Genomic DNA, 18,638 nt, shown 5'->3' with positions numbered 1-18,638 from the left:
ATCTCATAGATTAATTGGAGGCGCATTTTTAATGGCAAATAAAAAAGTAGTATTAGCATACTCAGGAGGTCTTGATACTTCTGTAGCAATTCCATGGTTAAAAGAACAAGGTTGGGACGTTATTGCAGTTTGTCTTGACGTTGGTGAGGGGAAAGATCTTGAGTTTATTAAAAATAAAGCTCTTCAAGTAGGGGCAATTGAATCATATATGGTAGATGCAAAGGATGAATTTGCTGAAGGCTATGCACTGATTTCATTACAAGCACATACTTGGTATGAACAAAAATATCCATTAGTATCAGCGCTTTCTCGTCCACTAATCTCGAAAAAGTTAGTGGAGATTGCCAACCAAGTGGGCGCTGACGCAGTAGCTCATGGTTGTACAGGAAAAGGGAATGACCAAGTTCGTTTCGAGGTTTCTATTAAAGCATTAAATCCAGATTTAGAGGTATTAGCTCCTGTACGTGAATGGGGCTGGAGCCGTGACGAGGAAATCGAATATGCAATGAAGCATAATGTGCCTATTCCTGCAACATTAGATTCACCATTCTCGATTGATCAAAACTTATGGGGTCGCGCAAACGAAGCGGGAATCATGGAAGACCCATGGGTTTCACCACCAGAAGAAGCTTACGGTTTAACTGTTTCTGTTGAAAATGCACCAGATGAAGCTGAATATGTGGAAATCGAATTTGTGGCTGGTAAACCGGTTGCATTAAACGGAAAAGAAATGAAGCTTGCTGATTTAATTCAAGAACTAAATGCAGTAGCTGGTGCCCATGGTGTTGGCCGTATTGACCATGTAGAAAACCGTTTAGTAGGTATTAAATCTCGTGAAGTATATGAAATTCCTGGAGCAAAAGTGCTGTTAACGGCTCATAAAGAGCTTGAGGATTTAACACTTGTAAAAGAATTAGCACACTTCAAGCCAGTTATTGAGAAAAAGCTATCAGAATTAATTTATGATGGTTTGTGGTTCTCACCATTACGTGATGCACTTGAAGCATTCCTTGCACAATCACAGCAATATGTAAATGGTACAGTACGTGTGAAACTATTCAAAGGTCATGCGATTGTAGAAGGACGTAAATCACCAAATTCATTATACAGTGAAAAGCTAGCAACATACTCAAAAGAAGATCAATTCAACCACGCTTCAGCAGTAGGCTTTATCGAGTTATGGGGCCTACCAACAGTAGTGAACTCTTCTGTCAATAAAAAATAATTTTGACAAGCAAGGTGTAGTGTGGCAATGCGCTGTGCTGCACCTTTTAGTTTTCTATCAGCAATATATTTAAATCCTGCTGATAGACTAAGAACTTCATAAAATAAGTCTAGGTGACCAACATCATGCCGCTGACGTTTTGCTAATGCACAAAAAAAAGTTTGTTGGTCTTAAGCCTCAGACGCAAATAGAAGCATAATTGATAAAGAAATAAAGGAAAGGGTGAGCTGTTATGACAAAACTTTGGGGCGGACGTTTCCAAAAATCAGCCGAAGCATGGGTGGACGAATTCGGCGCATCGATTGGCTTTGACCAACAGCTTGTTCTAGAAGACCTAGAAGGTAGTGTTGCACATGTTACGATGCTTGGTGCAACAGGTATTTTACCAGCAACAGACGTAGAGGCTATTCTTGTTGGTCTTGCAAAGCTACAGGAAAAAGCAATTGCAGGTGAGCTTGAATTTACTGTTGCGAATGAAGATATCCATTTAAATCTTGAGAAGATGCTGATCGATTTAATCGGTCCTGTAGGCGGGAAGCTTCACACAGGTCGTAGCCGAAATGATCAAGTAGCAACAGATATGCATATTTTCTTAAAAAAACGTGTAAACGAAGCGATTGGATTAATTGAAACTTTCCAAAAAACATTGCTTGAAAAAGCTGAGGTGCATGTAGAAACAATTGCTCCAGGCTATACACATCTACAACGTGCACAACCAATCTCATTTGCACATCATTTAATGGCTTATTTCTGGATGCTAGAGCGCGATAAACAGCGCTTTACAGAATCGATGAAGCGCATTGATATCCTACCGTTAGGGGCAGGTGCCATGGCTGGGACAACTTTCCCAATCGATCGATTAAAATCAGCAGAGCTTTTAGGCTTTAGTGAGGTTTATGCCAACTCCATGGATGCGGTGAGTGATCGCGATTTTATCGTGGAATTTTTAAGCAATGCATCATTATTAATGGCGCATTTATCACGCTTTGCAGAGGAAATTATTCTATGGTCAACAGATGAATTTAAGTTTATCGAATTGGATGATGCCTTCTCAACAGGTTCTTCCATTATGCCACAGAAGAAAAATCCTGATATGGCAGAGTTAATCCGTGGTAAAACAGGACGTGTTTATGGAAACCTAATGGGCTTGTTAACGGTTCTAAAAGGCACACCATTAACATACAACAAAGATATGCAGGAGGATAAAGAAGGTATGTTTGATACTGTCCATACCATTCTTGGCTCTCTAAAAATCTTTGAAGGTATGATTCGCACGATGACTGTTAAGACAGAACGTTTACATCAGGCAGTACATGCTGACTTCTCCAATGCGACGGAGCTAGCAGATTATCTTGCAACAAAGGGTATGCCTTTCCGTGAGGCACATGAAGTGACTGGAAAGCTTGTGTTCACTTGTATTCAAAAGGGCATCTATTTATTAGATTTACCACTTGAAGATATGCAACAAGAAAGTGAACTAATTGAAGCAGATATTTATGATGTGCTAGCACCAGAAGCGGCAGTTCGACGTCGTCATTCTTTAGGTGGTACCGGCTTTGATCAGGTAAAAATCCAAATTGACAAAGCAAAGGCTTGCCTTGTTTAACCTCTTTCAGCAAATGTCTTTTGTACCGAAAACGTAGCGGCAAATGTTTTATGCGCGAAAGCGAAGCGGCAGGTACAGAAGTCTCCCACCTCTATAGGTGGTAAGATCAATGCAGTTTTAGATCGCTTTTCAGCGAGTGTCCAAACATCCGCTGAAATAGAGGAACTCAGGCAAAGATCTTCACATCCTGTGAAAACGCCTGAGTGACCAACATCGTGTTGACCCAAAGCCTCCGGCGAATGTTAAGGAATCGGAAAGGAGTTCTTTGAGCTTGTACAAAGCCGATTCCAGACGTAATTATGCCGAGGCATAATTGCTATCCAATTTTGCGTGCATGTCCCTGTGACTTTTGCATAGATATTCATTAAAGCTGTCCTGTGAGGCACTATGAAAAAACTATTTCCTTTTTCAACGGAGCCAGAGGGTGAAGTGAAAAAGAGACCCTTACATATGTGAAGGACAATCCCCAATTCTGGAGACGCGGAATTGGGGTTTTTGTATAAGGAAATGTAAAGATTATCTTTTAGGGGGATTGGACATGAACGATCGTTTTACAAAGGGGTTAGAAACAATTAAACAATATGTTACGGAGCAAGAGGCAGATCGAATGATTGAATCGGATGCACTAGCTGACGTGGCACCAGATTTACGAAAAATGATTATAGAATTTGCCTATGGTGAGGTCTATTCACGTCCGGGATTAGATGCTAAAAGCCGTGCACTCGTTGTTATTACCGCAGTGGTAACACAAGGCGCTACACCACAAACTAAAACACACATAAAAAGGGGCTTACATGCTGGCTTAACACAGACAGAAATTGTTGAGGCCTTATTGCAGCTAGTGCCTTATATTGGCTTCCCGCGTGTTCAAAATGCATTAACGATTGCACAACAGGTTTTTACTGAAGAGGCTTAAAGCAACTTTTTCGCCAAATGTAGATTTCGTGAATAAATAGTTAGTATATAGCTCATATTAAAATCGGAAACACTTATTAATCTAATCTGATGAGGAGGATGTAGAATGAGTAGTCAAACACCCAAAGACCAGGAATCTCAGGAAAGTCCGCCACAACTGTATCAGGTGAGCTTCTAAAACTTAAGTAGGCATGGCAGAAAATTCTGTTTTGCTGTAGCTTAAGATGAAGCAAAAAACAATACAGATAAAAATCAAATAGAGCTATAAGTGTCCAAGGATCCAGAGTTATTCTGGGTCCTTTTTTAGGTTCAGAGGAAACCTGCTTAAAAAGGTGATGAATGTGATCAATCAAAGAAAAACAACGGTCTGAAATTAAATATATCTCCATTTGACATTTAGGTAATTCTGTATTACTCTATGCATAACAGATTCTGTTATGTTTAGGGTGGTACAGATGGAGGTGTGATATGCAAATACGTTTAGATCCAAGCGATGAGTTACAGCTCTATAAACAATTAGCCAATCAAATAATTGAATTAATTGCTAAAGGAGAGCTCAAAAACGGTGATACTTTACCATCAGTGCGTTCTATGGCTACGGATTTAGATATTAATGTCAGTACAGTGAGTAAAAGTTATCATGAACTTGAAGAAAAAGGCTTAATCACATTAAAGCCGAAAGCAAAAGCTGTCATTATAGGTGGTCAAAAGCGGGAGCTAGAAGAAATAGAAGTTGAAAAAGTAGAAAATGCCTTAAAGCCCATAATGGCAGAAGCTTTTGCACGTGGGTTAGAAAAAGAACAAATGACAAGTTTGTTCCAGCGAATTTTAAAACAATGGAAGTAGGGGAAGCATGCTGATAATAGTAGGCATTTTTATCATTGTTGGGATTTTGGAAGCCATGACACCACATTTAGCAAGAAAAACAAATGTCTTTGGCGTTTCTATACCAGAACCCTTTGTCAAACATTCGCAATTAATAAAGTGGAAAAGGCGGTATAGCCAATGGGTAGGTGGCATTGCTAGTTTGTGTTTACTAGTACAAATTGGGCTACATCTTTTGACTGCTATACATGAGGAGAAGGTGACTTTACTATCCTTTCTTCTTCTTTATGTTATGCTTCTTCTATCATCGGGTCTTTACTTGAATTATCATATCAAAACAAAAAAATTAAAACGGCAAGAGCAGTGGGAAGCACAGACAAAAACGGTGTATATTACTGATTTGTCAATACGACAGAAAGATGAAACACTGCCACCGATATTTTTTAGCCTACCAATTATTATGACAATTGCATTAATGACTTTTACGTACATGAATTATGATTCAATCCCAGATAGTTTTGCAACACATTGGAATTCGGCAGGGGAGGCGGATGGTTGGACAGAAAAATCTCATCTCTCTGTCATCACTATGCCTCTTATTTTACTGGCTATTCAACTTAGCTTTTTCATTATGGGCATAGGCATGAAAAGTGCTAAATTACAATTGAGCGCACAGGCCAAAGAAGCTTCCATACATCGAGAGCTAACACAACGTAAGTACGGTAGCTGGTACTTAGCAGCCATCAATTATAGTATGACCATTCTTTTTGTAGTTTTACACTACACCACAGTTATTTTAAAGGATCAAACAGCACAATACTTTTTCCCACTTTTTATTGCTTTTAATGTGATCACATTAGGAGGCTTACTAGTTTTAATTTGGAAGCTTAGTAAAAGCAATGAACGTTTTGATGATTTACATACAAATGAAACAGCTGCAACAGATGATCGATATTGGAAATGGGGTATTTTTTATTTCAACAAAAACGACCCGTCATTAGTTGTGCAGAAAAAATACGGGATTGGTTGGACTGTGAATTGTGCAAATAAGTGGTGCTATATCATTATCTGTATTATATTTAGCCCCATTTTATTGCTTATCTTTATATAGAGAGGGAGATTGGATGAAGAAGTTATTTTTGTTATGCTGTACCATTTTACTGTTAGTTGCATGCGGACAAAAAGAGGCGGTTGCGGAAAGTAAATTGACAAAGGAGAAACGTTCAATGAATGAACAGTTTATCGGAAAATGGGAAGGGAATATTGAGACACCAAATGGCGCTCTCCCTATTATTGTAGAGTTAAAACAGGATGGTGGGACATTATCAGTACCTATACAAGGTATATCGAATCTTCCATTAAATAAAGTTACGTATTCGGGTAATAAGGTGAGTGTTTCCATTAACTTAAATGGCTCTGCTATTGCTATTAATGGAACCTTCAAAGATGAACAAATAGAAGCAACGTTCCAACAGAATGGGGGTTCATTCCCACTTTTATTAAAATCTTATAAAGAACAACCAATTACGTATGAAACAATGAAGATACCTGTTCAAAATGGTGAATTAACTGTAGCACTTCAAAAGACTAGCAAAAAACCATCTCCAGTAGCACTCATCATTGCTGGCTCTGGTCCAACTGATAAAGACGGCAATTCCACTTTAGCAGGTAAAAATAATAGCTTAAAAATGATTGCGGAAGGTTTGGCAGATGAAGGAATCACAACTGTCCGCTATGATAAAAGAGGATTAGGGGATAATCAATCTCTCTTAACAAAGGAAGAGGATGGAACGTTTGATCAATACGTAGATGACGCTGTTCAAGTAATTAATGCGCTACTAGCTGATAAATCCTATTCAAGTGTGCACATTATTGGGCATAGCGAAGGAGCACTTATTGGATTACTAGCTGCACAAAAAACAAATGTAGCATCCTATGTTTCAATTGCAGGTGTTGGAAGACCCTTAGATGTTGTGCTATTAGAGCAATTAAATGGTCAATTGACACCAAAACTTTATAAAGAATCAACGGCTATTCTAAAATCTCTCAAACAAGGCAAGCAGGTGAAGAACATTTCTCCTAAATTACAGGCAATTTTCCGTCCTGCTATTCAGCCTTATTTGATTTCCATGTTAAAATATAATCCAGCAGATGAGCTTACGAAAGTACAAAGTCGAGTATTAATTGTGCAGGGTACCAATGATCTACAGGTAAAGGAAGATGATGCAGAAGCTTTAAAGAAAGGGAAGCAAGAGGCAAAGCTGCTCTATATGAAGGATATGAACCATGTATTGAAAAAGGCCCCAACAGATCGCGCTGGGAATTTAGCAACCTATGCAGACCCTACATTACCGCTACATGAAGAATTGCTACCAGCACTTCAGCAATTTATTATAAATGAGAAATAGAAAATTTTAGCTAGATGAAGTTGTACAAAACTTCATCTAGTTTTATTTTTTATTTGAAACAAAGTAAAAATAGACTTGCTAAGCTTAAAGGCAAGTCTATTTTTGTATGCACGTAGCTGTATTAGCGTATATTGCCGAGAATGGAGGATCGGCTGTCCTGCATTTTCTTTACAAAATTTGTCATTGCATCAAATGCTTCATTTCGTTTACTGTTCATACTTTGCATGCGTAGCATATCCATTTGCTGTGAGTTGCTTAATGTATTGATTTGATTCTGTACTGTTTGAAGCTGCCCATCTAATTCTGCTTGCTTAGCTGTATCAGTTGTAGCTCCTTTTTCTGCATTCAATTGGTTAAGCTGTTCATTTAAACCAGCTAGTTGTTCATTTCTTGTTTGAACTTCTGTCAATTGTGTTTGTAATTGATTTTCTAATAGGTTAGTTCTTTGCTGTTGAACCATTTTTAAAGCTGTTTCTAAATCAACAGAAGATAAATCAATGGGAGCCATCCCCTGATAACCTACTCCCTGAATAGAAGCTGCAGATGATTGGTTTGCTCCTGCAAATAATAAGCCAACCGCTAATGTGCTACCAATAACTAATTTTTTCATACGAATATCCTCCTAAAAAATGATAAGGGAAGTATCCAACAAAATTTTCATATTCCCTAAAAGTAGTCTAGCGTATCAAGGTTAAAATTAGTTTAAATTAATTTAGTACTTTAGAAGGAAAATTATGAGAAGACGTTGATGACTACTCCCTCTACAACAAATTTTATTGACAATAATAATAAGCGCACTTATTATTATTGATAAGTGCACTTACTAATTTAAGAATGGGTGAATAATGATGTGGAAATATGAAAATTCAATTATTACTGAAGCAACACCAGAAGCTATTTGGAAGCTATATAATAGTGTTGATAAATGGAAAAAATGGGATGGTAGTATACTAGAAGTAAAAATTAATGGGCCATTTGAAGAAGGGGTAACAGGGGATTTAACACTTTTGGGACGGGAGCCTTTGCTATTTACGCTTACAGAAGTAAAAGAAAATAAACTTTTTACCAATACAACAATTCTCGAACAGTTAAGCATTAAGATGGATTTTCGTCATGAAATAGAAATTCTTGGCATACAGACAAAGGTGACTCATAGTGTAATCCTATCTGGACCGAATGCTGAAATGATTGGGAATCAAATTGGCCCTATGATTACACAAGGCATTCCGAATAGTATGTCCAATTTAAACCAACTTGCTAGAGGTGATATCTCATGAAACAAAGATTTTGGATAGGGGTTGTATCCGAAGAACATGTTAAAATAGGTGAAAAGGATGGGTTTGCACAGCTTTGTCATGGAAAACATGCACCTTTAAAGAGAATGAATGCAGGAGATTGGTTAATATACTATTCGCCAAAAACCAAATATCCAGACGGAAATCCTCTTCAAGCTTTTACTGCTATTGGAATGGTTAAGTCAGGAAATGTTTATCAAGTGCAAATGGCTCCTGAATTTTTTCCCTACAGGTTGGACATATTGTATCAGCCTTGCCACAATGTAAGTTTTGTACATATCAAATCAAAGCTAACATTCGTATCTGAAAATGCAAATGTAGGTTTATTATTTCGTAGAGGACATTTTGAAGTAACTAAACAAGATTTTATAACAATTGCAAATGCAATGGGGGTGGATTTTAGTGGAATGGAAATCAAAGTTTAATGATCCAAAAGAAAGCTCAGGTTTTTTATTATGGCAAGTTACACAAGCTTGGCAAAGGATGATTACAAAGGAACTGAGCAGGATAGATCTGACGCATGTCCAGTTTGTGCTATTAACTGCGTGTGATTATCTACATGTAAATGGTGAGACGGTTACTCAAAAAAGACTCTCAGATTTTACCAAATTAAACGGTATGATGGTTTCAGATGTTGTCAGAACACTTGAGGCTAAAGGATTTATTCGTAGAAACAAAAACCCTTTAGATAAGCGCGAGATACTACTTTCTCCAACTGAAGAGGGGTCAAATAAAATTAAAATAGCGTTACCAATTGTTGAAAATACGGATGCTCAATTTTTTAAACCTATTCAGGATAAACAACATAGCTTTAACCAGGAGCTGCTCTCACTGTTAGCTTTAAAAGAAGAGATGGATGAATGAGAGTTTTAGTGAAAAAATATTTTAAAAGCTAATTTGTGTGAGAAATCAATTTTTTAGAAACGTTGATTTCTCACATTTTTTAATTTAACAAAAATATACATATTCCAACCTCTTTTTATGATACGCTCATATTAAAATACAATGAATGGTGGAGGAGAATATAAATGAAAATGAGGGATCAATATACTTGTCCATTAGAATTAACCCACGATATAACACGAGGAAAATGGAAGCCTATGATTTTATGGCAACTTGCCAAAGGACCTGCATCTCTTTCACAGCTTGTTAAAGATATTCAAGGAATTACTCAAAAAATGTTATTAGAGCATCTAAACGATTTAATGGAATTCAACATTGTAGAAAAAACCTCTTTTGAAGGATATCCATTAAAAGTAGAGTATCGTTTAAGCGAGAGAGGCAAAAAACTATACGAAGCAGTAGAAATTATGCAAAATGTGGGCATTCAATTAATGCAGGAGCATGGAATGGAAGATTTCTTAAGAATGAGGGGATTCATTGAATAAAAAAGATACTTACGAAAAAGTGGGTACTGTTCGATAGTTTCAAAGCTCCGTATACTATTTCTAGACCATTGAATTAGAAAGGAGTATATACTATGAACAATGTACAGAATTCAGTTAACAGGCTGCTAGAACAGCAAAATACGGCATTCGTAGGCTCCATCGATCATGAGGGTTTTCCTCAAGTGAAGGCCATGCTTGCACCACGCGTAAGGGAGGGCTTTCATACTTTTTATTTTACAACAAATACGTCCTCTATGCGGGTAGCCCAATTCCGAAATGAACAAAGGGCAAGCGTTTACTTTTGCGATCAAAAGCGTTTTGAAGGGGTAATGTTCAAGGGAACTATGGAAGTGTTAGAGGATCTGGCATCTAAGGAGTTAATCTGGCAAGATGGCGATACACTTTATTATCCACTTGGTGTAACGGATCCTGATTACTGTGTATTAAAATTTACCTGCTTGTCTGGAAGATACTATAACAATTTTTCTTCCAAAACCTTTGAAGTGTAATAGAGTAGAAAATTCCTCGTTCTACGGTATGCTAGAAGCTATGAAGTCTGCACAAGCGTGTGGGCTTTTTTAATGCTTGTTCTATTGAATGTGAAGGTTTGAGTGCGTTATGGTGATAGAAAAAAACTTTTTTTGTTTTTTTAAAAATAAAATGAACTTTTTATGATCCCTGTTTGTATAGTGAGTGAAATACAAAAAGGGAGGTTATATTTTGGAACTAATTGTTAAGGATATTGTGAAAAAATTTAATGGTGTAAATGTACTGGACGGTGTATCAACTACATTTAAATGGGGCAATTGCTATTTATTGCTAGGCCAAAATGGTGCCGGAAAATCTACATTATCAAAGTGTATAGCAGGTGATCTAAAATCAGATGAGGGTTCTATGCAAATCCATGGTTCGTCGGTTAATGTACATGAGCAGGTAGCGTTGCAATATCAATTTTTTTCAAGCTATCAGCATCTTAAAATTCGCGAAGTGATTGCTCTTTTTGCTACATTGACGAACAACAGGATTGATTTGGGTGAGCTATATGAAATATTAGGGTTATCAACATATGATCATATTTTGATGAAAAATGCGTCAGGCGGTCAGCGAAAAGCAGTATCGATCTACCTTTCTTTCTTATTAAATAAACCTATTATCATATTAGATGAGCCATTTGCAGATTTAGATTTAACAAAGAAAAAGCAATTGATGTTTTACCTACAGCAGGAAATTAGTCAGCGTAATAAATTGCTCATTATTATTAGTCATGAGGTGGCAGGATTAGAGCCATTATTTGATTATATTGTTATCCTAAAAGAGGGTAAAATTATTGAAAATGCTACACAAGATGAGCTCTATCATAAATATACTGACGCAAGATTACCAGGAATTGAAGGTCTTTATTACGAAGCGACAGGTCAAATTTTAGGAGGAAAAGCAGGATGATTAAGCAAATTGCGCGTATGTATATGTTGGAAAGTATTCGTAACCCAGGAATGGCTATTGGAAATTTGTTACCGGGATTTATGTTTATGACTGTATCATTTTTTGCTAAAAGCGTGATGACTGAAGAATCATTTGAATTTTTGATTAAAGGTCAGTTTTTACCGATTTCTATAATTATGCTAATCTTCTTCTTTTCTTTTTCTAGTGCTACAATCTATTTAGCTGATATGAAAGCCAATAAAACCCTTCAATGGGTGCAGCGTACAGGCATTAAGCCACACAATTACTATATAGGGATGGGAATTGGTGTCTTTACATTATTAAACCTATTTTTAGTGTTACTACTCACTGGTTATTCATTTATAATTGATATTTCTTTATCATCATTTCTGCTAGTTATTTTAATGAGTAATTTTGTATTACTGGCAATGTATCCATTGAGCTTTATATTGGCAGGTCTATTTAAAAATGAAAAAGTAGCAACAAGTATGCTTGTACCAATTATGATGTTATTTATGTTTTCCATACAAATGACATCGATGTTTTTAACATTAGCGGGGAAAAACCCTCAAGATTATTTTATTTTCCTAATTTGGAATCCGATGCTATATTTATATGATAGCTTGCAAGTATCGTTAAATTTAATGGGCGAAACATGGCTTCCACAATATCAATATTGTATAATTTTAGCAGTTCTAAGCTTGGTGTTAGCTACCATTGCAAAGAAAGTATACAGCAGTAAGTAGGTGATTTTATGGGAATTGGATGGATTGTGTCTCTTATTGTTGGAGGCATCATGATGGTAGTAATCATAGTGATTGCTATTTCACTAGAACGAAAATATATTGTACGTGAGAATGGGAAAATTAACTATAAAAAAACAACTATTTTTTTACGCTGGAATGTGTTTGATACATTAACGATTGTCTTATCTATTTATACGATACTTTGTGTGCAGTCACTAAACATGCTCGTGTCTTCTGGTCAAACAGTCGAAAATCCTTATGTACAATTTTTTACAAATCAATCACAGGTATGGGTTACAGTTGACATCCTTTATTTAGTATTTCGGGTTTCAAATACGATGAAGTCCATTAAGGCTCATTGGGGGGATGAGCTAGATGATGAGCAATGAGGAGTGGATGGAGGTCTATAAAAATGGCGATATTGAGGGCTTTGAACAGCTCTATAGTCGTTTGTATGAGCCTCTATACTGCTTTTTATTTCGCTATACTCGTGAGGAGCAGCTAAGCATTGATATTGTACAAGATACCTTTGAGCGTTTACAATATATAAAGCAGGATTTTGATCAGCAAAAGGGAACAGTGAAGGCATTTTTATTTCAAATTGCTTATCGTTTAATGATCAATAAATTAAATCGACGCAAAAAGTGGCGCACACTCTTTCCATTTTTAGTACCAACGGAAAACCGTCGTCTATCAGCTGATGAAAAGTTAACAGTTCAAGAAGCTATACTTCAATTACCCGAAAAGCAACGAGCAGTTATTTTGCTTGTATATTATCATGATTTGCCACAGGAGGAAATTGCACAAATCTTGTCCATCCCACTTGGTACCGTTAAATCGAGATTACATAATGCGATAAAGACTTTAAAGGAAGAGCTAAAGGAGGATTTCGATGCTTAAAAATGAGTTTCACAAGGAGCAATGGCTAAAGGACAGCTTAGATCAAGATAAAGTAGAGATTCCCGAGCAGCTAATCACATATAAGAAAAGTCGCTGGCAACGTTTTATCCAGTATTTAGCCTCTCCTACGAAAGATCCATTAGAGCCTATTTATTCATCCTCAGTCGGCTACACTTCTTTGAAACTATTACCTATCGTCACGGCTGTATTTATTACAATTCTTCAAATTATGCTTCAATAATAGGAATAACTCTTAAATATTTCACTGCCACAGTCATTAGATTGTGGTATTTTTAATGAATAGAGTACTTTTTATTGTAAAAGGTGGAGGTGAATACTTTGAGGGTTTTTAGAAACATTCCACAGCCAAACAAGATAAGAGGTCAGCTTCATAGGGCACTTATACTCATTACTTTTATCATTGGACTTTGTATATTTATTCCAACGCTTTTCATTGAGTTCCGACAAACTATTCAGCACCAAAATGAAGAGATGGTAAATTATTTAAATGCTCAAACATATTTTTTTGAAAGCTGGTTAACAGAACGTTCCAGTGATATACATACTATTGCTAATTTAGACTTTGTAAAAGGTTACCATTATGAAAAGGCACAAGCTTTTTTTCAAGATTTCAAAGATAAAACAGATTTTACTGACTTGATTTTCGTCAATAAAGATGGCATTGTGCAATTTGATACCGTTACAGAACTTACAACAAATGGGACGGGTATAAATGTACAAAATCGAGAGTATTTTCAGGTTGCAAAAAAAACACAACAACCCTACATCACAGATATTTTTATCAGTAAGGTTACCAATCAGCCAATTGTTGCATTTGCCTCACCTATTTTAAATGAGCAGCAAGAGTTTAATGGCGTAGTTTTTGGAACCGTGAATGTCCAGGTAATCAACCAGTACCTACATGAATCAAGAGTCGGCTTTCTTGGACATGCCTATATTATGAATCAGAATGGCATGATGCTCACTGAGTTAAATGTGAGAAACAATGATAGCTCATCTGAACAATTTATAGTGGATGAGCATATTCTTGATTTCGTTGTCAATAATACGGCAAATGACCTTCATGTTTATAAAGATATGAACGGTAAATGGGTGTTTGCGAAAAGTAAGCCAATCAATCAAGGAAAATGGTTTATTATTTCAGAAATTGCTTTATTCGATGCATTAAAACCACTTATTATTCGATTTCTTCTTATAGCCATTTGTATTGTCATAGGGTCTTTCTTTACTATTAGAGTTATGCTTCAGCTTTCAAAAAAAATTGAAGAACCCATTCAACAGCTTCTGACAGGTGTTGGAAAGGTACAGCAAGGAAATTATGATTATCAAATAAATGAACACCAGCTAGCACCTTATGCACAGGAATTTCAGGAGCTTTGTTCATCCTTTAATGATATGAGCACCAAGGTCAGACAGGATACAATTTTATTGAAGGAATTATCGATAACCTGTCAGCTCACAAAGCTCTATAACCGTCGTTATTTAATTGAGCAGGGAGAGCTTGTTTTTGAGAAATGTTTAGAAGATGAAAATGCATGTTCATGTATAGCCATTGATATTGATTTTTTCAAAAAGGTTAATGATACTTATGGACATTTAATTGGTGATGAGGTGTTAAAGCATGTGGCGAACATCATTTCTAATTCTGTACGACGAGTGGATTTAATCACAAGGTATGGGGGAGAGGAGTTTGTTATTTTATCTCCAGATACAACAATAGAAAGTGCCATAAAAATAGCAGAAAGGGTTCGTGAAAATGTAGAAGCGAATCCATACACAAATGATCATGTAAAGATCAATGTAACAGTGAGTATTGGCATAGCAGAATATGGTCGAGCCAGCGATGTTGCTACATTTTATGAGCTACTTGATAAGGCTGATCAAGCACTTTATATGGCCAAGGAAAGTGGTAGAAATCAACTTAGAGTGTATGATAGCGCTAAAGTAGGTACAAACATTTAATTAGCTAAGTAGAATCTAATAGGCACTGTTATATATAGCGGTTTGAGTGGGGATTAGATATAATCTAGCCCCACTTTTAGCCCCATTTCCAAACAGTCAAACGAACTTATTGTTATTTAGATCTTGTTTTATTTCCTTAAGCTAAATTCAATGATTTCTCCAATATAGCAATACGTTTGGTAACCTCTTCTTTAGAAATATCATGAATTTTTATATAACGATTGTGTATATGTTTTGTACATTTAATCGTACAGCCACCTAAGTGTTTTGCCTCATTCTCTACTGAACTTAATATCTGTTTATTACATTTCAGGATTAGCACAATTTAGATGAACCAAGTACCGGGCTTCATGAGACTGATATCAAACATTTACTCTCAATGTTTAACGAATTAGAAAAAATAGGAAAAGACTAAGGGCTGTATAAAAGATTTTCAGTTAAATAAAAACGGGGAATAATTTTGACTATCTTTTAAAAGGTTTTAGTTTTAAGTGTACCCTATAGAATACACTTAAAAAAGTCTATTCTATAAGGGTGTTTTTGTTTATAAATAGAAAAAAACATCGGATCCCGTATAATCCCTTCAGTAAGGGGGAACGTCAAAAAACTTTTGAAAAAGTTTCGAAGAATTATTTATTTATGACAATACTACAGATCTAAATTGCGATGTGAATGCAAAAGGGTATTAACAAGAGATATTGTTTTGCTTTTGAAACAATTTCTTTTTTAATCAACCTGTTCTAGCTTTTACCCTTATAAAATTAAGATTATATTTGATTTGTCACACCCCATTTGCACATTTCCTCTAATATTGGCATTAAACTCTCTCCTTTTTGCGTTAAGGAGTATTCCACTTTTGGTGGAATTTGAGGGTATTCTTTTCTATGAATAATTCCAGATTTCTCTAGTTCGCTTAGCTGAGAACTTAACATTTTGTGAGTGATAGCAGGAATTTTCCGCTTTAACTCTCCATAACGTAAAATCGTTTCGGAAGATAATTCATACATTATTTTCATTTTCCACTTGCCACCGATTAACGATAATGTGAAGTCAAATGGTCTTTGTTTGTTACGTGTCATAAGATTATTACTTATATCTGGCAATTACATCACTCTCCTTTAAGTAAGTATCTAACAAAAAAGTGCATACTAGTTTTATTTGTATCCAAGCTTATAATTTGGGATGGAATTATGAGTATTTCAGAAGTCGATAATAATTCTATTATAGAATCGACATATTACTTAATCAAATAGAGTTGAAGGAGAATGAAAAAATGTCTAAAGAACAGAAACTCATATTTAATACAATGGATTTGAGCGAGGTTGAGATGTATAAATTGTTAAGAGGCTCTGTGGTACCAAGACCAATTGCATGGGTTTCATCAAAAAGTAAGGATGGCATTTTAAATTTAGCGCCATTCAGCTTTTTTACTGTAGCCTCTCGAAATCCACCAACACTTTTGATCTCAATAGGACCAGGCGATAATGAACGAAAGGGAAGCATTAAGGATACGTTAACGAACATTCGTGAAGTAAAGGAATATATCATTAATATGGTACCTGAGCAGCTTGGGGAAGCGATGTATCGTTCATCGGCTAGTGTAGAGCCAGAGAAAAATGAGTTTGAGCTTGCAGGAGTGACTGTCCAGAATGGTACACTTTTGAATATCCCAGCAGTGCTAGAAGCGCCAATCTCAATAGAACTTAGGTTGGACCAAATTATTCCTATCGGTGGAGATCATCTAGTGCTTGGAAAAGTTGAATGTGTCCAAATAGATGAGGCAATCTATGCAGGAAACTATAAAATAGCTATCGATAAGTGGAAGCCACTTGCTAATTTGGCTGGTGACTTTGCCGGACTAAAGCCTTCATTTTCATTTGGAAAGAAAGGTAGATAAATTTTCTTGCTTACAGAGATGGTTCTATTTTGTATTACTAAAATTGTGCGGGCACAATTCAAAATCTGGACGTTTAATTACCGCCAAGGCGAAATTGATAAGTTTCTTATAAAATTTCGTTACATTGTTATAGCATTTCTAATGACCAATCCATGGTACCTCTGCAACATCTAATTTGATCAACTCCTGAAGTATGCTTGGACTATCAATAATTAGTGAATATTCCTCGTAAAAGCTAAATTAAGTTTTATCTTTTACGGGGTTTTTATGCATTCCTATAATCTTTAGAGACTATTTTTTAGTAAACATATTTGTTTCCAACTATCTAAATAATCGGATTATTGTTGCAACACTAAAAAAATCATGTTAGTATTAGTAAAACGTTTTACTAAAACGTTTTACTTGTGAAGGGGATGAAAAAATTGAGAAATAAACGAATAGCAACGATTGGGGATGCAATGGTCGTTTTTAATCCATCTAAGACAGGTCCTCTACGTTTCGTTCCTTCCTTTGAGCGAGCTGTGGGTGGTGCAGAATTAAATTTTGCAATAGGTGTTACACGTTTAGATATGGAAGCAAAATGGATTAGTTGTATTGGAGACGATGAATTTGGCAAGTTAATTTATAACTTTGCGCGTGGTGAAGGGATTGATGTATCACATGTCTTACGAACACCACATATTCCAACGTCTATCTACTTCAAGGAAATTCGAGAAGATGGGGCAGGTAAATCGTTTTATTACCGCAACCCATCACCTTTACTTGAGCTGACAGAAGATCGAATTGATGAGTCAGTGCTCGATGATGTGGATTTATTACATATTAGCGGCGTGTATTTAGCAGTATGTAAACATAACATTCAAGTTGCATTGAAATTGATTGCTTTAGCACAAGAAAAAAATATTCCTATATCCTTTGATCCAAATTTACGTTTAAAACTATGGACTATCGAAGATGCCCGAGCTGTATACGAAAAAGTGTATCCATCTATTAATCTTCTTTTAACAGGACAGGATGAATTTGAACTTTTATTTGAAGGGCGTACAGTTAAAGACGTTCAAGAGAGTTATAAAATAGACGAAATTATTGTGAAAAAAGGTGAACAAGGCGCCACTGTTAATACAGCTACTGAACGGTATGATCGAGAAGCTTTTTCCATTCGTGCCATTGATACTGTTGGAGCAGGAGATGCATTTGATGCAGCGTATGTCTATAGCTATTTAAATGGTTACGATATCCCAGAACGCCTCCGTTTAGCCAATGGTGCAGGGGCATTGGTAGCAATGATTAAGGGAGACAATGAAGGGCTCCCATCCTTGCAAGAATTAAGGCAATTTATTGGCGATGAAAAACTAATTGAGCGTTAGGAGTTGTCAGGAATGCAAAAAATCGAAATTTTGAAAGCGTTGTCAGATGCAAAAGTTGTAGCTGTTATTCGCGGAAGTTCACCTGAAGAAGCGACAGAAATTTCAAAAGGTGCCATTACAGGTGGCATTCGAGCAATTGAAATAACGTATACAACACCATTTGTTGAAGAAACCTTTAAAGCATTACGCCATAGTGATGCAATAATTGGGGCAGGCACAGTATTGGATGTAGAGACTGCGCGCCACGCGATTTTAAACGGTGCAAAGTTTGTTGTTAGTCCAAGCTATAATGCTGCGATTGCAAAGCTTTGCAATCGCTATAGCGTACCGTACCTACCAGGGTGTATGACCATTACAGAAATGGTGACAGCACTTGAAGGTGGGAGTGACATTATTAAATTATTCCCAGGAAATCAATTTGAACCTAGCTTTATTAAAACGGTTAAAGGGCCACTTCCAAATATCACAATTATGCCTACAGGCGGTGTTGGTTTAGCTAATATGCATGAATGGTTAAATGCAGGTGCGGTCGCGGTAGGTATCGGTAGTGATTTAAATAAAGCATTTGCAAAAGATGGGTATGAAGGTGTTGTAGCTCAAGCAAAAGCGTATATGAAAAATCTATCAAACTAGGAGGTAG

The 18,638-nt window shown here is 36.3% G+C and carries 22 protein-coding genes; 20 read left to right on the top strand and 2 right to left on the bottom strand.

Annotated features, from left to right (window positions below; translation table 11 throughout):
* The first annotated feature begins 31 nt into the window (after window positions 1–31).
* The 6 genes from QNH24_RS15325 (at window position 32) to QNH24_RS15300 (ending at window position 6,979) form a co-directional block, all read left to right on the top strand.
* Window positions 32–1,225 (top strand): argininosuccinate synthase, encoded by a 1,194-nt coding sequence (locus QNH24_RS15325; protein ID WP_283868437.1) that lies wholly within the window; start codon window positions 32–34, stop codon window positions 1,223–1,225.
* A gap of 232 nt (window positions 1,226–1,457) precedes the next feature.
* Window positions 1,458–2,831, top strand: a complete 1,374-nt coding sequence (argH, locus tag QNH24_RS15320) for an argininosuccinate lyase (protein WP_283868436.1) — start codon at window positions 1,458–1,460, stop codon at window positions 2,829–2,831.
* 538 nt (window positions 2,832–3,369) lie between these two features.
* Window positions 3,370–3,747, top strand: a complete 378-nt coding sequence (locus tag QNH24_RS15315; protein ID WP_283868435.1) for a carboxymuconolactone decarboxylase family protein — start codon at window positions 3,370–3,372, stop codon at window positions 3,745–3,747.
* A gap of 467 nt (window positions 3,748–4,214) precedes the next feature.
* The gene (locus QNH24_RS15310) at window positions 4,215–4,592 is read left to right on the top strand and encodes a GntR family transcriptional regulator (protein ID WP_283868434.1); all 378 of its coding nucleotides are present in this window, start codon (window positions 4,215–4,217) and stop codon (window positions 4,590–4,592) included.
* 7 nt (window positions 4,593–4,599) lie between these two features.
* On the top strand, window positions 4,600–5,682 hold the full coding sequence (locus QNH24_RS15305) for a DUF1648 domain-containing protein (protein ID WP_283868433.1): 1,083 nt from the start codon (window positions 4,600–4,602) through the stop codon (window positions 5,680–5,682).
* Between the two features lie 13 nt (window positions 5,683–5,695).
* Window positions 5,696–6,979 carry an alpha/beta hydrolase gene (locus QNH24_RS15300; RefSeq protein WP_283868432.1) on the top strand — a complete coding sequence of 428 codons (1,284 nt, stop codon included), beginning with the start codon at window positions 5,696–5,698 and terminating at the stop codon, window positions 6,977–6,979.
* 121 nt (window positions 6,980–7,100) lie between these two features.
* Here the strand turns inward: QNH24_RS15300 and QNH24_RS15295 are convergent, their stop codons facing one another.
* The gene (locus tag QNH24_RS15295; RefSeq protein ID WP_283934510.1) at window positions 7,101–7,589 is read right to left on the bottom strand and encodes a hypothetical protein; all 489 of its coding nucleotides are present in this window, start codon (window positions 7,587–7,589) and stop codon (window positions 7,101–7,103) included.
* Window positions 7,590–7,827: 238 nt separating this feature from the next.
* On the opposite strand from QNH24_RS15295, the gene QNH24_RS15290 reads away from it, so the two are divergent.
* The 11 genes from QNH24_RS15290 to QNH24_RS15240 all read left to right on the top strand — a co-directional run bounded on the left by QNH24_RS15290 (window position 7,828) and on the right by QNH24_RS15240 (window position 14,734).
* Window positions 7,828–8,256, top strand: a complete 429-nt coding sequence (locus tag QNH24_RS15290) for an SRPBCC family protein (RefSeq protein WP_283934509.1) — start codon at window positions 7,828–7,830, stop codon at window positions 8,254–8,256.
* Window positions 8,253–8,699, top strand: a complete 447-nt coding sequence (locus tag QNH24_RS15285) for an EVE domain-containing protein (protein ID WP_283868429.1) — start codon at window positions 8,253–8,255, stop codon at window positions 8,697–8,699. Before QNH24_RS15290 ends, QNH24_RS15285 begins: the two co-directional genes overlap by 4 nt.
* A complete protein-coding gene (locus QNH24_RS15280) occupies window positions 8,677–9,138 on the top strand; it encodes a MarR family winged helix-turn-helix transcriptional regulator (protein ID WP_283868428.1) in 462 nt (153 codons plus the stop codon). Before QNH24_RS15285 ends, QNH24_RS15280 begins: the two co-directional genes overlap by 23 nt.
* Window positions 9,139–9,302: 164 nt before the next feature.
* Complete coding sequence (locus tag QNH24_RS15275; protein ID WP_283868427.1) at window positions 9,303–9,662, top strand: winged helix-turn-helix transcriptional regulator; 360 nt, start codon at window positions 9,303–9,305, stop codon at window positions 9,660–9,662.
* A gap of 92 nt (window positions 9,663–9,754) precedes the next feature.
* Window positions 9,755–10,171, top strand: coding sequence for a pyridoxamine 5'-phosphate oxidase family protein (locus QNH24_RS15270; protein WP_283868426.1), 417 nt, complete (start codon window positions 9,755–9,757; stop codon window positions 10,169–10,171).
* A gap of 211 nt (window positions 10,172–10,382) precedes the next feature.
* Window positions 10,383–11,105: an ATP-binding cassette domain-containing protein gene (locus QNH24_RS15265; protein ID WP_283868425.1), complete on the top strand. Its 723-nt coding sequence runs from the start codon at window positions 10,383–10,385 to the stop codon at window positions 11,103–11,105.
* Window positions 11,102–11,851 carry an ABC transporter permease gene (locus QNH24_RS15260; RefSeq protein WP_283868424.1) on the top strand — a complete coding sequence of 250 codons (750 nt, stop codon included), beginning with the start codon at window positions 11,102–11,104 and terminating at the stop codon, window positions 11,849–11,851. The genes QNH24_RS15265 and QNH24_RS15260 overlap by 4 nt, the downstream gene beginning before the upstream one ends.
* Window positions 11,852–11,859: 8 nt before the next feature.
* Window positions 11,860–12,240: a group-specific protein gene (locus tag QNH24_RS15255; RefSeq protein ID WP_283868423.1), complete on the top strand. Its 381-nt coding sequence runs from the start codon at window positions 11,860–11,862 to the stop codon at window positions 12,238–12,240.
* 7 nt (window positions 12,241–12,247) lie between these two features.
* On the top strand, window positions 12,248–12,751 hold the full coding sequence (locus QNH24_RS15250; protein ID WP_430675517.1) for an RNA polymerase sigma factor: 504 nt from the start codon (window positions 12,248–12,250) through the stop codon (window positions 12,749–12,751).
* Complete coding sequence (locus QNH24_RS15245) at window positions 12,744–12,992, top strand: hypothetical protein (protein WP_054771861.1); 249 nt, start codon at window positions 12,744–12,746, stop codon at window positions 12,990–12,992. The genes QNH24_RS15250 and QNH24_RS15245 overlap by 8 nt, the downstream gene beginning before the upstream one ends.
* A gap of 98 nt (window positions 12,993–13,090) precedes the next feature.
* Window positions 13,091–14,734 (top strand): sensor domain-containing diguanylate cyclase, encoded by a 1,644-nt coding sequence (locus QNH24_RS15240; RefSeq protein WP_283868421.1) that lies wholly within the window; start codon window positions 13,091–13,093, stop codon window positions 14,732–14,734.
* Window positions 14,735–15,501: 767 nt separating this feature from the next.
* Here QNH24_RS15240 and QNH24_RS15230 read toward each other — a convergent pair.
* Window positions 15,502–15,813: a winged helix-turn-helix transcriptional regulator gene (locus tag QNH24_RS15230; RefSeq protein ID WP_283872860.1), complete on the bottom strand. Its 312-nt coding sequence runs from the start codon at window positions 15,811–15,813 to the stop codon at window positions 15,502–15,504.
* Between the two features lie 194 nt (window positions 15,814–16,007).
* Between QNH24_RS15230 and QNH24_RS15225 the strand changes: the two genes are divergently transcribed.
* The 3 genes from QNH24_RS15225 to QNH24_RS15215 all read left to right on the top strand — a co-directional run bounded on the left by QNH24_RS15225 (window position 16,008) and on the right by QNH24_RS15215 (window position 18,631).
* Window positions 16,008–16,631, top strand: coding sequence for a flavin reductase family protein (locus QNH24_RS15225; RefSeq protein WP_283868420.1), 624 nt, complete (start codon window positions 16,008–16,010; stop codon window positions 16,629–16,631).
* 422 nt (window positions 16,632–17,053) lie between these two features.
* On the top strand, window positions 17,054–17,998 hold the full coding sequence (locus QNH24_RS15220) for a sugar kinase (protein WP_283868419.1): 945 nt from the start codon (window positions 17,054–17,056) through the stop codon (window positions 17,996–17,998).
* Window positions 17,999–18,010: 12 nt separating this feature from the next.
* Window positions 18,011–18,631, top strand: coding sequence for a bifunctional 2-keto-4-hydroxyglutarate aldolase/2-keto-3-deoxy-6-phosphogluconate aldolase (locus QNH24_RS15215; RefSeq protein WP_283868418.1), 621 nt, complete (start codon window positions 18,011–18,013; stop codon window positions 18,629–18,631).
* Window positions 18,632–18,638: the final 7 nt, after the last annotated feature.

Source organism: Lysinibacillus pakistanensis, from assembly GCF_030123245.1.
Classification (GTDB): domain Bacteria; phylum Bacillota; class Bacilli; order Bacillales_A; family Planococcaceae; genus Lysinibacillus; species Lysinibacillus pakistanensis.
Note: the sequence above shows the minus strand (reverse complement) of the source record. Positions and strands in the feature narration are given on the sequence as shown.

What these genes read in the sequence shown, in the direction of transcription:
- QNH24_RS15310 (WP_283868434.1), top strand. Translation starts at nt 4,215, where the DNA reads ATGCAAATACGTTTAGATCCAAGCGATGAGTTACAGCTCTATAAACAA.
- QNH24_RS15215 (WP_283868418.1), top strand. Translation starts at nt 18,011, where the DNA reads ATGCAAAAAATCGAAATTTTGAAAGCGTTGTCAGATGCAAAAGTTGTA.
- QNH24_RS15300 (WP_283868432.1), top strand. Translation starts at nt 5,696, where the DNA reads ATGAAGAAGTTATTTTTGTTATGCTGTACCATTTTACTGTTAGTTGCA.
- argH (WP_283868436.1), top strand. Translation starts at nt 1,458, where the DNA reads ATGACAAAACTTTGGGGCGGACGTTTCCAAAAATCAGCCGAAGCATGG.
- QNH24_RS15225 (WP_283868420.1), top strand. Translation starts at nt 16,008, where the DNA reads ATGTCTAAAGAACAGAAACTCATATTTAATACAATGGATTTGAGCGAG.
- QNH24_RS15290 (WP_283934509.1), top strand. Translation starts at nt 7,828, where the DNA reads ATGTGGAAATATGAAAATTCAATTATTACTGAAGCAACACCAGAAGCT.
- QNH24_RS15245 (WP_054771861.1), top strand. Translation starts at nt 12,744, where the DNA reads ATGCTTAAAAATGAGTTTCACAAGGAGCAATGGCTAAAGGACAGCTTA.
- QNH24_RS15270 (WP_283868426.1), top strand. Translation starts at nt 9,755, where the DNA reads ATGAACAATGTACAGAATTCAGTTAACAGGCTGCTAGAACAGCAAAAT.
- QNH24_RS15230 (WP_283872860.1), bottom strand. Translation starts at nt 15,813, where the DNA reads ATGACACGTAACAAACAAAGACCATTTGACTTCACATTATCGTTAATC.
- QNH24_RS15295 (WP_283934510.1), bottom strand. Translation starts at nt 7,589, where the DNA reads ATGAAAAAATTAGTTATTGGTAGCACATTAGCGGTTGGCTTATTATTT.
- QNH24_RS15305 (WP_283868433.1), top strand. Translation starts at nt 4,600, where the DNA reads ATGCTGATAATAGTAGGCATTTTTATCATTGTTGGGATTTTGGAAGCC.
- QNH24_RS15250 (WP_430675517.1), top strand. Translation starts at nt 12,248, where the DNA reads ATGGAGGTCTATAAAAATGGCGATATTGAGGGCTTTGAACAGCTCTAT.
- QNH24_RS15325 (WP_283868437.1), top strand. Translation starts at nt 32, where the DNA reads ATGGCAAATAAAAAAGTAGTATTAGCATACTCAGGAGGTCTTGATACT.
- QNH24_RS15255 (WP_283868423.1), top strand. Translation starts at nt 11,860, where the DNA reads ATGGGAATTGGATGGATTGTGTCTCTTATTGTTGGAGGCATCATGATG.
- QNH24_RS15315 (WP_283868435.1), top strand. Translation starts at nt 3,370, where the DNA reads ATGAACGATCGTTTTACAAAGGGGTTAGAAACAATTAAACAATATGTT.
- QNH24_RS15285 (WP_283868429.1), top strand. Translation starts at nt 8,253, where the DNA reads ATGAAACAAAGATTTTGGATAGGGGTTGTATCCGAAGAACATGTTAAA.
- QNH24_RS15275 (WP_283868427.1), top strand. Translation starts at nt 9,303, where the DNA reads ATGAAAATGAGGGATCAATATACTTGTCCATTAGAATTAACCCACGAT.
- QNH24_RS15260 (WP_283868424.1), top strand. Translation starts at nt 11,102, where the DNA reads ATGATTAAGCAAATTGCGCGTATGTATATGTTGGAAAGTATTCGTAAC.